At 42.6% G+C, this 13,514-nt stretch carries 12 protein-coding genes; 2 read left to right on the top strand and 10 right to left on the bottom strand.

Going from position 1 to position 13,514, the window contains the following annotated elements:
* Nucleotides 1-195: 195 nt before the first annotated feature.
* Both DXA18_RS04935 and DXA18_RS04930 read left to right on the top strand, forming a co-directional pair.
* The gene (locus DXA18_RS04935) at nucleotides 196-411 is read left to right on the top strand and encodes a hypothetical protein (RefSeq protein ID WP_118382945.1); all 216 of its coding nucleotides are present in this window, start codon (nucleotides 196-198) and stop codon (nucleotides 409-411) included.
* Nucleotides 412-454: 43 nt separating this feature from the next.
* The gene (locus tag DXA18_RS04930) at nucleotides 455-1,519 is read left to right on the top strand and encodes a type IV pilus twitching motility protein PilT (protein ID WP_118382944.1); all 1,065 of its coding nucleotides are present in this window, start codon (nucleotides 455-457) and stop codon (nucleotides 1,517-1,519) included.
* 80 nt (nucleotides 1,520-1,599) lie between these two features.
* Here the strand turns inward: DXA18_RS04930 and DXA18_RS04925 are convergent, their stop codons facing one another.
* The 10 genes from DXA18_RS04925 to DXA18_RS04880 form a co-directional block, all read right to left on the bottom strand.
* Nucleotides 1,600-3,558, bottom strand: a complete 1,959-nt coding sequence (locus DXA18_RS04925) for a hypothetical protein (protein WP_118382943.1) — start codon at nucleotides 3,556-3,558, stop codon at nucleotides 1,600-1,602.
* A gap of 18 nt (nucleotides 3,559-3,576) precedes the next feature.
* On the bottom strand, nucleotides 3,577-5,670 hold the full coding sequence (locus DXA18_RS04920) for an efflux RND transporter permease subunit (RefSeq protein WP_118382942.1): 2,094 nt from the start codon (nucleotides 5,668-5,670) through the stop codon (nucleotides 3,577-3,579).
* Nucleotides 5,671-5,953: 283 nt separating this feature from the next.
* Nucleotides 5,954-7,558 (bottom strand): phosphoenolpyruvate carboxykinase (ATP), encoded by a 1,605-nt coding sequence (gene pckA / locus DXA18_RS04915; protein ID WP_118382941.1) that lies wholly within the window; start codon nucleotides 7,556-7,558, stop codon nucleotides 5,954-5,956.
* Between the two features lie 213 nt (nucleotides 7,559-7,771).
* The gene (locus DXA18_RS04910; protein ID WP_118382940.1) at nucleotides 7,772-8,644 is read right to left on the bottom strand and encodes a phosphatidylserine decarboxylase; all 873 of its coding nucleotides are present in this window, start codon (nucleotides 8,642-8,644) and stop codon (nucleotides 7,772-7,774) included.
* 15 nt (nucleotides 8,645-8,659) lie between these two features.
* A complete protein-coding gene (locus DXA18_RS04905; protein ID WP_118382939.1) occupies nucleotides 8,660-9,277 on the bottom strand; it encodes a CDP-alcohol phosphatidyltransferase family protein in 618 nt (205 codons plus the stop codon).
* 1 nt (nucleotide 9,278) lies between these two features.
* Nucleotides 9,279-10,307 (bottom strand): lysylphosphatidylglycerol synthase transmembrane domain-containing protein, encoded by a 1,029-nt coding sequence (locus tag DXA18_RS04900; protein ID WP_118382938.1) that lies wholly within the window; start codon nucleotides 10,305-10,307, stop codon nucleotides 9,279-9,281.
* A complete protein-coding gene (locus DXA18_RS04895; protein ID WP_118382937.1) occupies nucleotides 10,297-11,007 on the bottom strand; it encodes a phosphatase PAP2 family protein in 711 nt (236 codons plus the stop codon). Before DXA18_RS04895 ends, DXA18_RS04900 begins: the two co-directional genes overlap by 11 nt.
* A 116-nt stretch (nucleotides 11,008-11,123) precedes the next feature.
* Nucleotides 11,124-12,254, bottom strand: a complete 1,131-nt coding sequence (locus tag DXA18_RS04890; protein ID WP_118382936.1) for a glycerate kinase family protein — start codon at nucleotides 12,252-12,254, stop codon at nucleotides 11,124-11,126.
* 19 nt (nucleotides 12,255-12,273) lie between these two features.
* The gene (locus DXA18_RS04885) at nucleotides 12,274-12,933 is read right to left on the bottom strand and encodes a YczE/YyaS/YitT family protein (protein WP_243007040.1); all 660 of its coding nucleotides are present in this window, start codon (nucleotides 12,931-12,933) and stop codon (nucleotides 12,274-12,276) included.
* 94 nt (nucleotides 12,934-13,027) lie between these two features.
* A complete protein-coding gene (locus DXA18_RS04880) occupies nucleotides 13,028-13,501 on the bottom strand; it encodes a virulence RhuM family protein (RefSeq protein ID WP_118382935.1) in 474 nt (157 codons plus the stop codon).
* Nucleotides 13,502-13,514: the final 13 nt, after the last annotated feature.

Below are 13,514 nucleotides of genomic sequence, written 5' to 3'. Positions count from 1 at the left end.
GCTGCGAAAAAATCCGCCACTCATGTCCACGATTATTATGAAGCATCGAATCAAGCCGAGGAGCAGCTTGCTTCCATTGACGAAGTCCTGCAGACCGCATGGCGAGACGCGCCCGACCAGGCATCTTATTATGATATAATCCGTGCTCATTATGCAGATGCTACAGGTGTCTCTTTATCAGAAACAGACTCCGGAATGACTTTGTCCTGGAAAAATGATCTCAGTGACTCACAGGCACTACAGGTCAGTCTCGATGTGCTCTATCCGGCTAATGCGACCGGAGATGCATCAGACACATCACAAGATACATCTGAAATTTCACAGCCGGTGCTGTACCAGATCTCAGCCTGGCAGGTCATTGCAACCCGCGAATGGAACGGCGATAATTCCCTTAATCTCATGAACAAATAACAAATGCTTATATCTTATAATACACACATATAAGGAGGACTTTATGGATCTCACTACTCAGCAATTACTGAAAAAAGCAGTTGCCCTGCATGCATCCGATATCTTTATCGTAGCCGGACGCCCGGCTTCGATCCGACTGAACGGAAGTATCATCATGGAAAATAGCGAACGCCTGATGCCAGACGATACACACCTTCTTCTGAAGCAGATTTATCAGCTGGCCGATAATCGTGATATGGACACTCTAATCCGCACCGGAGACGATGACTTTTCATTCTCTGTTCAGAATCTGTCTCGCTTCCGTGTCAGTGCTTTCAAACAGCGCGGATCACTTTCTGCCGTTATCCGTGTCATTTCTTTTGAACTTCCGGATCGCCGCGAAAGACACATTCCAGAACGCATCATTAATCTTGCCGATTATTCCAAGGGACTTGTTCTGGTAACCGGACCGGCCGGCAATGGTAAATCCACTACACTGGCGTGTATTATTGACCATATTAATCACACACAGGAAAAACATATCATTACATTGGAAGATCCGTTGGAATACCTGCACCGGCATGATAAGAGCATCGTCAGCCAGCGAGAGATTAATGCCGACACTGAGAGCTACGTTACTGCTCTTCGCGCATCTCTGCGACAGAGCCCAGATGTCATTCTCCTCGGAGAAATGCGTGACTATGAGACTACACAGGTAGCCATGACTGCTGCCGAGACCGGTCACCTGATCTTCTCTACACTGCATACCATCGGTGCGGCCAATACCATTGACCGAATCATTGACGTATTCCCACCGAACCAGCAGCGTCAGATCGCAGTCCAGTTATCCATGGTACTTCAGGCAGTCGTTTCTCAGCAATTAGTACCTTCCACCGATGGCAGACAGGTACCTGCATTTGAAATCATGACCGTTACCCCGGCAATTCGCAATATGATCCGCGATAACAAAATCCCACAGATTGACGGTTTGATCTATTCCTCTGCGAATAATGACCTGATTTCTATGGACACAAGTCTTCTTGGATTATATAAAGACGGTAAAATTACCGAAGAAACGGCCCTGACCTACGCAACCAATCCAGAGATGTTAAAACGAAGATTACGATAAATCATCAGTAATGCAGAAAGGAGAAGCCGTGCACGAATCACTTCATGCACGACTTCTCCTTTTATTATTGTAATTAGCAATTATTTACTTACAGCTTCTGTTTCGATGATAAACTTCGTACTACCATTCATTCCGTCTTTGATTCCGGCATATGATTTGTAATCCTCACTGAGTTCTTTCATCGCATTAATTCTTGATGTTACTTTTCCGATATCTCCACCAAAAGCATCTGCCAGTTTGTCAATTGCCTCTGACTTATACTCTGCAATTCCACTTGCCAATGTATCTGCTCCGGATGCCAACACGCCAACACCGCTCACAAGCTGTTCACCGCCATTCTTCAATGTAGACATACCGGATTTCAGGGTACTGCTCTTCTGATTTAATTCATTAGCTCCGTCTGCAAGCTGACTCACTCCGGATGCTAATGCTTCAACTCCCGTTGTAAGTCCCGGCTGGTCTGCTGTTCCGGTTCCAAGCTTTGTCTGTAATTCATCAATACCTGCACTAACTGCTGCAACTCCACCAGCAACTGTAGCTGTCGGATTTGCCGGATCTACTGTTGTCAAAGCTGATGATGCGGCACTCAACTGAGATGCAGCACCTGACATTCCTTCACTGTACTCGTTTGCTGCATATGCCACTTTTTTGTTCGTCTCATCTGAAGCCGCATTTACCGCACTAGCTATCGCGGTATCTACAGCATCTTTCTGCTCCTTACTCAATCCAGCCTGGTCAAGACCGGCAGATACATTACTGACAATCTGTTGTTTTTCTTTATCCGTTAATGCTGTCTGATTTGCCAGTCCCTTAATATTTTCACCGGACTTATTCAAGTTGTCTATAGCCGTATTAATGCCTGATGCCACTGTATTAAGTCCACTCTGCACACCAGAAACACCTGTTGCCAACTTGCCAGTTCCTTCTACCGCTGCACTTACGCCATTCTTAACCAGTGCCATATTAGAATTTATTGCATTTGCTCCATCCGCTACGCCTGCGACTCCATCCGTATATGCTGTCACTCCATCTGCCAGCTTATCCACACCGCTGATCAATTCTCCACTCTTGCCGTTCAGTGTGTTTGTACCCTCTGCCAGTTCTTTTGATCCGTCTACCAGCTGATTGGTTGCATCTTCCAGTTTATTAATGGAATCATCCAGATCATCGAAGCTGTCTACATCGTCCAGACCGATGCTGTCTAACAAGTTCGCAGATGCCATGGTATAAGTTGCTCCTACACTCACATCCGTTACATCAGCAGTGATCGTTACACTACTTGGAATATCAACATCCAGATTTGAACTATCTAATCCAAGATCCTCACTTAATCCCGGAAATGCAACACCTACAACGATATTTTTATCTCCGTCAGATACGATTTTTCCATTATCGATTGTGACATTCGTATACTCATCTGTCGGAAGCATCATTGCTGTTGCTAAGGTAAATGGAGTATACATCTCTGTCTGTTGTCCATCTACATCTACATTCTGTTTGGATTTGTTCTCATAGTTGATTGTCATCTCCAGTTTTCCGCTCTTGCCGGCCAGATCCTTCGGAGAGATTTCTTTGCCGTCCAGTTTGTAGGTGATGCTCATATTTACCGGAAGCTCTTCGTCTGTAGTTCCCTGATAATAAATGTCTTTTCCTTTTGATTCCCAGACAATCGAATCATCTGATCCCTCTTTATATTTTTCATTACCTTTTACATTCTCTACATCTTCCAGGACTGTTTCGTCATCTACAGAACCTTTTTCGGTATTTTTCAACCACTCTGTAACCGTTGTTTTTTTCACCTTACCGGATGCATCTGCATTTACATACACAGATTCATCTTTGTAAGTTTCTCCATTACTTTCTGTTGTTGTATCGCCAAGGACAGTTTCCGCTGCCTCTTTCAAAGTCTCTGTATCTTCCTCTTCTGCCTTCACTTCTGACATGGACTTCTGTTCAAATCCATAAGTTCCTGCTCCAACCGCAGCAAGCACTGCTGCCATTGATCCTGCCATGACACGTTTACTCAATTTATTTTTCATGATGACTATCCCCTTTCTTTATGATGCACTCGGTGTACTTTCTAATTGTTCTTGCTTAAATCCCTTCGTTGTCTTGATGATCACTTTATCAAATATCATGAACATTGCCGGCAATATAAGCAGAACGACAACCGTACTGATGACTGCTCCTCGTGCTAACAATGTACAGATAGATCCGATCATCTCTACCTTTGAGTAGCAGGCCACACCAAATGTTGCTGCGAAGAAACTCAGCCCACTGCTGATGATAGACGGCATACTTGTTCTATGTGCAATGCCAATTGCTTCCATCTTATCTTTTCCTTTCATACGCTCTTTCTGATAACGTGTGGTCATCAGAATCGCATAGTCTACGGTAGCTCCCAACTGGATCGCTCCGATAACAATGCTTGCTACGAACGGAAGACTGATCCCCTGATAATACGGGATTGCCATATTTACAAATATCGCAAACTCAATAACTGCTACCAATATGATCGGTAAGGATATTGATTTGAATACCAGTAAGATAATGATAAATATTGCTATGATTGATATCGCATTGACTCTTACCAGGTCTACATTAGTTACATCCTCCAGGTCTTTCATCAATGGTGCTTCACCGATGACCATTCCGGTATCATCGTATTTCTTTACAATCTTATCAATCTGCGCAATCTGTGCATTCACTTCGTCTGTCGCCGACTCATACTTGGAGCATACAAATGCCAGTTCATGATCATCACTCTCGAGCATGCTCTTGACATCATCCGGGATCATAGAATCAGGAACTCCGGCACCTACCAGAGAGTTCATTCCCAATGTCCATTTCACACCATCGACATCGTCAATCTTCTTGAACATTTCCTCTTTATCTTTTACACTCATACCTTTATCCAGCATGATGATATGCATATTGCTGAGGTTAAAATCTTTTTTCAATTCATCATTTGCAATGTTACAATCCAATGTACTCGGAAGCGACTGTGCAATATTATAATAAATCTTTGTATGGTTATTACCGTAAATTGCCGGGAACAACAATACCAGGAAAATAACGATCCAGGCTTTATAATGTTTTGTAATAAATGCAGATGGCTTATCGAGATTGCTAAGTAACAACTTATGTCTGGTCTTTTCAATCGGTCCATCAAATACCAGTACCAGTGCCGGAAGAATTGTTACGCAACAGATAACTCCGACTAATACACCTTTTGCCATTACGATACCGAGATCTCGTCCCAGTGCAAATGTCATAACACACAGTGCCAGGAATCCTGCGACGGTTGTTACAGAACTTCCTGCAACAGACTTGAACGTGTTGGATATCGCATGTCCCATGGCTCTTTCTTTATCACCCGGGAATCTTAGTTTATTTTCCTCATAACTGTTCAGCAGGAAAATGGAATAATCCATTGTAACACCAAGCTGTAATACCGCGGTCAACGCTTTTGTAATATATGATGTCTCACCGAGGAAAATATTACTTCCCAGATTATATAAAATCGCAAGTCCGATACTCAACAAGAACAAGAACGGAACTACAAAAGATCCTGATGTAAGTTCCAGCACAATCAGACTTAATACCGCTGCAATGACGACATATATTGGAAGCTCCTGCATTGCCACGTTCTTAATATCGGTTACAACACCGGTCATACCGGCGATAAAACACTGCTTACTTGCAATCGATCTGAGTTCTGTGACTGCATTCATTGCATCATCGGAAGATGTTGTATTATCGAATAACACCAACATCATCGTAGCGTCTCCCTCGAAGAATGATTCTCTCAAATCCTTTGGAATCATTTCTACCGGAAGGCTAATGTCTGCTACATCGTCGTACCAGAGAACATCTTTGACATGATCGACTTTTTCAAATTTCTCTTCCAGTTTCTGTACATCTTTCAGATCCGTATCTTCTACTACGACCATGGAGAATGCTCCCATGCCATATTCATCTACCAGAATATCCTGTCCCTTAACCGTCTCAAGATGCTCCGGCAGATAGCTTAACAGATCATAATTTACTCTTGTCTTAGCCATTCCGATGATTGATGGGATTATTAACAGGAATCCGATAAGCAGAATTAAGACCCTCTGCTTGGCTATCCATTTACCTACCTTAACCATGATGTCCACTCCTTTATTTATGACCGGTAGTCATTTTTATTACACTGGAACTATACTCCCACAAAAAGCAATAGTCAACACTATTTTTGACCTTTTTTTGACTTTTGGTCATTTTTTAAACATTCGCTGTTCTGAAGTGCTCTTAATTGTTCAATTTTTCATCTGGGACAACTAATATATCATTTGATTTTATACGCAACAAAGCTGCCGCACTAATCGAATAGTGCGACAGCCTTGTTATTAATTTATCACATTTTTATAAAAGGGTATCTGATATCTTTGATTATGCTTCCGGTCCTGCTGATACCAGTGCCTTACCAGCTTCATTACCTTCATATTTTGCGAAATTCTTTACGAATCTTGAAGCAAGATCCTTTGCCTTTGCTTCCCACTCAGAAGCATCTGCATAAGTATCTCTTGGATCCAGAATTGCAGGATCTACACCTGAAAGTTCTGTCGGTACTTCGAAGTTGAAGTATGGGATCTTCTTAGTCGGTGCATTCTTAATGTCTCCGTTCAGGATTGCATCGATGATTCCACGGGTATCCTTGATAGAGATACGTTTACCTGTTCCATTCCATCCTGTATTAACAAGGTAAGCCTTTGCTCCACTCTTCTCCATCTTCTTAACAAGCTCTTCTGCGTACTTGGTTGGATGCAGTTCCAGGAATGCCTGACCGAAGCAAGCTGAGAATGTAGGTGTAGGCTCTGTGATTCCACGCTCCGTACCTGCAAGCTTAGCTGTGAATCCTGACAGGAAGTAGTACTGAGTCTGCTCCGGTGTCAGTACAGATACCGGCGGAAGTACACCAAATGCATCTGCTGACAGGAAGATTACGTTCTTAGCTGCCGGTGCAGAAGAAATCGGACGTACGATATTCTGAATATGGTCGATTGGGTAAGATACACGAGTATTCTCTGTCACACTCTTATCAGCAAAGTCAATCTTACCATTCTCGTCCAGAGTTACATTTTCAAGCAATGCATTTCTCTTAATCGCATTGTAGATATCCGGCTCAGATTCCTTATCGAGGTTGATAACTTTCGCGTAGCATCCACCCTCAAAGTTGAATACACCATTGTCATCCCAGCCGTGCTCATCATCACCGATCAGCAGACGCTTAGGATCTGTAGACAGTGTTGTCTTACCTGTTCCTGACAGACCAAAGAAGATAGCTGTGTTCTCACCGTTCATATCTGTGTTAGCTGAGCAGTGCATTGCAGCCATGCCCTTCAGCGGCAGGAAATAGTTCATCATAGAGAACATACCTTTCTTCATCTCTCCGCCGTACCATGTGTTCACGATCACCTGCTCACGGCTTGTGATATTGAACATAACAGCTGTCTCAGAGTTCAGTCCGAGCTCTTTATAATTCGTTACCTTTGCCTTAGAAGCATTGTACACAACGAAGTCTGGTTCAAAGTCCTTCAGTTCTTCTTCTGTCGGCTTAATGAACATATTAGTTACGAAATGAGCCTGCCATGCTACTTCTACGATAAAGCGGATTGCCATACGAGTATCCTTATTTGCTCCGCAGAATGCATCTACAACATAGAGTTTCTTATTAGAAAGCTCCTTCACTGCTAACTCTTTTACAGAGTTCCATGCTTCCTGTGTAGCCGGATGGTTATCATTCTTGTATTCCTCAGATGTCCACCATACGGTATCCTTAGAATTCTCATCCATTACGATAAATTTATCTTTTGGAGAACGACCTGTGTAAATACCAGTCATAACATTGACTGCACCAAGTTCACTGACCTGTCCTTTCTCATATCCTGTAAGTTCCGGTTTCGTTTCTTCCTCAAACAGAGTCTCGTAGGAAGGATTATACACGATCTCGGTTGTTCCTGTAATACCATATTTGCTCAAATCAATCTTCGCCATGTCCAATACCCCTTTTCTTTCGATATTATTAGTGTCATACCAATGTGGAAAATGTTTCCTGCTTTTCCCTTATCCTAATTATATGGATATTTTTTATAAAATCAAGTCAAAAATGAATTTTCAGACATCTTTTCTTGCGTTTTTTGTCATTTCAATAGATATTTAATGATATTCCGGTCTGTTTTTGAAAGTTTTCACATGCATCCTTAGCAATTATTGTTCTATTTGTGCCCCAATATGTTCTCCCATCTTCACCAGAGTCTCTGCATATTCTATGGTATTGGTGCGCAGATCCTGATCGGGTATCACCTTCCCTGGCTCCGTCATTACGATGATCGTTGATCCGCCGAATTCAAATCTTCCTTTTTCTTCACCTCTGTGCACCTCACATGGCTGTTTCACATAATTGCAGATCTTCCCCACCATCAGTGCACCGACTTCCATCGTAAGCACCGTTCCAAGTTTTCTCGTCTTCAACAGACAGTATTCTCTGGTATTCATCTTATAGATCGGATAGCAGTCATTTGCCACCGGATTCACCGTGTGAAGCACTCCCTCAATCCTTCTCCCGGAAGATCTGTAACCATCTGACACATAGCAATAACGGTGATAATCATCCACTGTCAGACGGATCACATAGATCCAGCCGCCCATATACCGGTCAGCCAATTTGTCATCCCGAAGAAGCTGACGCACCGTATAAGGCGTATGTTTAATCCAAAATGTGCCATTTTCCTCAATCGGATACACACTCACTTTACCGTCACTCGGACTGATCAGCATATTCTCCCGTATATCAGCCGGACGCTCTGCTGCCCGTATTCTTCTGGTAAAGAATTCATTATAAGACGCAAATTCCTGCTTCTCATAGATGGACAGGTCGATTCCATTACTTTTCACAAATGGACGAATCCCCAGCTTCGATATCCGGGTATTCAAAAATGCCCCGCCTATGCGGGACACTATTGGTGACAGAAGCGGACGGATCAACAGTCTGGTCACAGCATGTCCATAGACAAATGCAAGCAGTCTGTCCTGTCCATTCTCTCCATTATATTCATTTCCTTTACGATCTCTGTATCTCATACTGACCCCCATCATTTACCAGACATGTAGTCCACGAAGCACTGCCAGTGCCACAATGATAACCATGATAGTCTGTCCCAGCTTTTTCGGCTTACGGAGTCTGAAATTCGTAATAAATAAAAGTCCAATGACCAATACCAGTGCATGCAGCGCAATAATAAATTCTCGCTCCAACAGCGGACGGAATACAACCAAAATCGGGAGTGCAATTGCCATAGAAGTGATTGGCAGGCCCTGATAACATTCTCTGTTTTCCTCTGTTTCATTCTGGCGGATCTCTTCGGACACGTTAAACCATGCCAGACGGATCAGTCCTGCCAGCACATAGAACATAAGAATCGCTATGCCTACAATGTGATTCATTCCCATGCGATATGCGATCAACGACGGAGCCACACCAAAGCAGATGATGTCTGCCAGCGAATCAATCTGAATACCAAAACGTTTCTCCACTTCTGTGCGGTTCTTTTTTGTCCGGGCAATCTTACCGTCAAACATATCACAGAATCCAGATACTGCCAGACAGACGACTGCCATTTTCGGACAGCCATTCAAGGAGAACAGCATTCCTCCCATAGATATCAACACACTCACATAAGTCAACACTACTGTGTAATCATAAACTCCTAACATATTAATCCTCTTCTCTTCTTCCTATTGTAAAATTTGCCACGATCGTAAATATCGCACTGATAAACAACTCCGTGTAATAGCCAAGTCCCCGGCTTAAGATCATACCCGGAAGCAATAACTGGCTTCCGAATATCGGTAAGAATATTCGAAGGAACAACTGCTCGCTGATTCCCATGCCTCCCGGAAGCGGCAGCATATCCACTGCTACTGCGATCGTTCCCTGCAAGATCACAATAACCACCGCTGACGTTCCCGACAAACCAAATGCACGATATACAAACCATGTTACTGCAAATAACGCAAATCTCTGGAATACGGTAATTCCAAATACTTCTATCAATACTTTTACATGTTCTTTCAGATATACCGCTGTTGCCCGGTACTGGTCCATCGATGCCTCCAGCTTCTCAAGTCTTGATCTTCGCGGCTTCATCAAATGCATTTTCTCTATAAGGGCAAGTCCCTTTACCATGATGTCTCTTGCAAGCACTGGATGAAATACCAGGATCAGCATCGCTGTTACACAGAATACGTTCAATGCCGTGCCCAGATAAAATACATGACGTACATTCCACAGATATGCGTGAATAAATCCCTGCCCGAATATCGTCAGCGCCACACCAATCACAACAAGTACCAACTTATATGTAATCGTCACGATCATCAGCACCAGTGTAGACACCGGAATGGGGATCTTCTCTTTCTTCATATAATAAATCTGCGCCGGCTGTCCCCCCGAAGCAGACGGTGTGATGCAGCTAAAGAAAAATCCCACCGATGAAAACAAAAAACAGGTTCTCTTTTTCAGACGTATCCCAAGTGTATGCATCATATAATAAATGATAATGGATTCTCCCCAGATAAATACCACAACGCAGACAACGCCCGGTATCAGCCACAGGGGATTGATCGTTTTTATAATCTGTGCAATCTCTCCCAGGTCTTCTCCATGGAATACTCCATAGATTGTTCCAACAAAAACCACAAGCAGAAATACCACATTAAATATTGTTTTCTTTTTATTTTCCATTCTTCTTCCCACTCAATCTTCCGGCAATCCAACCGGCTACGGTCTCCGTAACTTTCTGCAGGAGCTTATATCCGTCCCTCCGGTTGCTGATATAGCAGACAAGTTCTGCCAGCAGGATTCCGCCGGCTACATCGATCAGCACATGCTGTCTGAGCGCCAGCGTCGATACAAATACCAATACAGCGATAAACTTCGATACCCATTTATACCACTTCGGAATGCGGTCACATCCACGCAGACCAATGCAGCACATCCAGCTCACCAGACAATGGATCGACGGGAACAGATTCTGCGGTGCATCCCATTGATATAGCGCTCTTACAGCCTGCGTCCAGATATCATGACCGATCAGTTCCGGTCTGGTATTGGTCGTCGGAAATACCACAAATATCACCAGACAGACCAGTCTGGAACAGATATCCGCTGTAAAGAAACGATACCTGTGCTCGTCTCCCTGTGCCGAAATAAGCAGATAATTAATCACCCAAAAAATATAACACCCTAAATACACAACAATAAACGGTGGTAAAAATGGCACCAGATCATCCAGATTTCCCGAAAGATTATATGCCGTTCTTCCCACCGTAAATAACGGTGCTCCCCAGTATACCATACAATTTACTGTAAATGCCATAACTGGTGGCAGCAACGTACAGAATATTCTTTTTGTATCGATCTCTTTTATATTTATTTTTTTCATATCTGCTATTGTAACAGGTATGAAAGAAATAACAATGCTTTTTTGAATATCTTAATAAAACTTGAGAGATTCCTTAAGAATTTTCATCTATTTTGTTATCCGCAATCAAAAATTAATTATAAGATGCGAAAAACCTGTTCCACTGTATCTGAAAGATTTCTTCTCGCATTCTGTGTATTCATTGCCTCTTTTTTAGTAGTGATGTTTCTGATAATCGGAAAAAAAGCATCAATTCCTTTGTCATTACACTCTCGGGCACCATCAGATACTACGCCCGCGAACGCTAATACTTTTAACTCCTGATATTTATGTGCAAATCGCGCAACTCCGATCGGAGCTTTTCCCATTGCTGTTTGAGAATCAAGACAACCTTCCCCTGTGATTAATACATCCGCATCTTTCAGATCTTCTTTAAATTTTATGATATCCAGAATCAATTCAATTCCCGGTATAAGCTCAGCATGCAGAAAACTCAAAACTGCAAATCCTAATCCTCCAGCTGCTCCCGCACCCCTGAACTTTGAAAAATCTTCACCGATATGTCTTGACGTGATTTGTGCATAATGCTCCATATCACGATCAATTTTATTCATAAGTTCATCAGGGATTCCTTTTTGTGCCCCATATACATAAGTAGCACCCGTTAATCCACACAACGGATTTTCCACATCACAAGCCACCCGAAACCTGCACGATTTTAATATTTGGAGAATTTTGTCATCAGAAATTGAAGCGATAGCTCCTAATCCCTCTGCACCTCTGCTTACTTCGCAACCTTTTGAATCTCTAAATTCCCATCCCAGAGCCTGAAGCATTCCTACTCCTCCATCATTTGTGGCACTTCCTCCCAGCCCTAATATAAAATCACGGCAGCCACGAGTAACTGCATCTTTTATCATTTCACCCAGTCCATACGTAGTTGCTGTTAAAGGATTCCTGTTATCTGGCTCAACAAGAACCAGCCCGGCTACGGCAGCCGTTTCTATTACAGCCATATTTTTTTCTTTTATATACCCATAATATGATTCTATCTTTTCATTATTTGGTCCTGTCACGGTTATATTAACTTTTTCTCCTCCCAGCCCCTCCATGAGTGCCTCAACAGTGCCTTCTCCTCCGTCCGCCAAAGCTCTTACCACAACTTCCGCATCCGGATACACTCTCAATACCCCTTCTTTGACCGCATTCCCAGCTTCTCGTGAGCTCATACTACCTTTAAACGAATCAACAGCAACGACCACTTTCATATCAATTACCTCCATTTTATCAAATCATTGTAAATTGCTGTAAGTGCGCCTTCGCCGCTTTGTTAAAAAAATATATCACACGTCCTACACCCAGCATCGAGAGAACCGTACCCAGACCGATTCCCATCAGTGGATTACCAAACGCCAACCCAATTGCCAACGAACAAACCACACAAAAAGCATCAAAGCAATTCTTACAGAATCCCAGTTCCCTATTAAATCGTTCCGCCAGACTGCTTACGATACCATCGCCAGGATTGGGAATCAGATTCATATCCACAGTCATAGCTGCACCGATACCTGTAAACAGAATCCCCAACAGCAGCACTACCAGATCATTTATAAAAACTCCGCTTTCATAACCGATCACATATTGGAATAACGCCATAAAACGAGTGAACACAATGCTTACCACTACCTGAAGCGCATCAATCCATCTCCGGTTTTTCCCCTTGATAAAAAACTGTGCCACAACCAGCACACAATAAGCAATCAGTGTCAGGTTCGCAAAATTCATCCCGGTTCCCTGACTGATCGTGTATGGCACAGACACGATTGCTGACGCTCCAAGACCTGCCTGCGTATTCAATGTAATCCCTAATGCTAACAACACCATTCCGAATAAATATATTACAACGCGCATACTCATCTGTTTCTTTTTCGTTGAATCCAAATTCAAATTAATCATCTCCCGGCATTAAAGTTTTCTGAATAATCATAGCTTTATATCTGAGCATTTGTCAACTTTTCTTATCGACCACAGCGGTAAAAAGTTAAAAAGCACCGATCAACTTGTGACCGATGCTTACATGATCAAATATCCAGTTTTTTATCTGTTTTTTCTCCAATATTTTTATTGCATTCAGGTAGTCTTCTTCCACCGTGCTGAGTGTTCGCGCTTTATATTTTTTATATTCACCAGTTGCCCAGATTCTGAACTGTGTTCCTCGTTTTGATTTTACACGATAGCCAACAGAAATAATAACATCAAGATTGTAATAATCTACATTGTAAACTTTTCCATCAGTCGCAGTGTAGGCAAATTTTGCCCACACTGACTCTTTTTCTAACTCTCCCTCTTTAAAAATATTTCTGACATGTTTTCCAATCACACTACGATCTCTCTGAAACAATTCTGCCATCTGATCAATAGACAACCAGACTGTCTCACCATCAAAAGTAGTTTCAACTTTCGTCAGACCATCCTCTGTCGTATAAATAATCATATCTGCTTTTTCTTTGTCCATAAATTAATTTTCC

It is taken from the genome of Dorea sp. AM58-8, assembly GCF_003464045.1.
Lineage (GTDB): Bacteria > Bacillota > Clostridia > Lachnospirales > Lachnospiraceae > Claveliimonas > Claveliimonas ammoniilytica.
Note: the sequence above shows the minus strand (reverse complement) of the source record. Positions and strands in the feature narration are given on the sequence as shown.

Excerpts from the sequence above, each read along its gene's own strand:
- DXA18_RS04905 (WP_118382939.1), bottom strand. The coding sequence starts at position 9,277 with ATGTTAGGAGTTTATGATTACACAGTAGTGTTGACTTATGTGAGTGTG.
- DXA18_RS04930 (WP_118382944.1), top strand. The coding sequence starts at position 455 with ATGGATCTCACTACTCAGCAATTACTGAAAAAAGCAGTTGCCCTGCAT.
- DXA18_RS04920 (WP_118382942.1), bottom strand. The coding sequence starts at position 5,670 with ATGGTTAAGGTAGGTAAATGGATAGCCAAGCAGAGGGTCTTAATTCTG.
- DXA18_RS04925 (WP_118382943.1), bottom strand. The coding sequence starts at position 3,558 with ATGAAAAATAAATTGAGTAAACGTGTCATGGCAGGATCAATGGCAGCA.
- pckA (WP_118382941.1), bottom strand. The coding sequence starts at position 7,558 with ATGGCGAAGATTGATTTGAGCAAATATGGTATTACAGGAACAACCGAG.
- DXA18_RS04895 (WP_118382937.1), bottom strand. The coding sequence starts at position 11,007 with ATGAAAAAAATAAATATAAAAGAGATCGATACAAAAAGAATATTCTGT.
- DXA18_RS04880 (WP_118382935.1), bottom strand. The coding sequence starts at position 13,501 with ATGGACAAAGAAAAAGCAGATATGATTATTTATACGACAGAGGATGGT.
- DXA18_RS04890 (WP_118382936.1), bottom strand. The coding sequence starts at position 12,254 with ATGAAAGTGGTCGTTGCTGTTGATTCGTTTAAAGGTAGTATGAGCTCA.
- DXA18_RS04900 (WP_118382938.1), bottom strand. The coding sequence starts at position 10,307 with ATGGAAAATAAAAAGAAAACAATATTTAATGTGGTATTTCTGCTTGTG.
- DXA18_RS04910 (WP_118382940.1), bottom strand. The coding sequence starts at position 8,644 with ATGAGATACAGAGATCGTAAAGGAAATGAATATAATGGAGAGAATGGA.
- DXA18_RS04935 (WP_118382945.1), top strand. The coding sequence starts at position 196 with ATGACTTTGTCCTGGAAAAATGATCTCAGTGACTCACAGGCACTACAG.